We start from the raw sequence: 305 nt of genomic DNA, 5'->3' as shown, positions 1-305 counted from the left end.
AGCACATAGCCCGATTTATCATGGATGGTGAAATCAACCACCTGTCCCTGGTCGTTGTAGTTTAGCCTACAATCGAGCTTTTGATGGGAGCCTAAGATTTCGGGGAGGTGATCGGGACGGAGGGTCCTAAATAGTTTATAGGTAGTTTGTATTTGTTTTTCTAAACGTTTTTTTACCATGGGCAATAGGGCCGATTGCCGATTGCGCTCGAAGACTTGTTGGAGTTTGGGACCGGAGAATTGAGGGTGTACGGTATAGCCGCCAATAAAACGGGATCGGTACCCTTCCTTGGTGGCAATGCCATA

The 305-nt window shown here is 47.2% G+C and carries 1 protein-coding gene; it reads right to left on the bottom strand.

Annotation, left to right across the window (positions count from 1 at the left end; all coding sequences use genetic code 11):
• The coding region (locus tag F1E73_RS17805; RefSeq protein ID WP_191089085.1) for a hypothetical protein at positions 1 to 305 on the bottom strand (305 nt) is incomplete at both ends.

This window comes from Arenibacter lacus (assembly GCF_008711145.1).
GTDB classification, from domain to species: domain Bacteria; phylum Bacteroidota; class Bacteroidia; order Flavobacteriales; family Flavobacteriaceae; genus Arenibacter; species Arenibacter amylolyticus.
The sequence above is the reverse complement of the archived record's forward strand: the minus strand, read 5'-3'. Positions and strand labels throughout refer to the sequence as shown.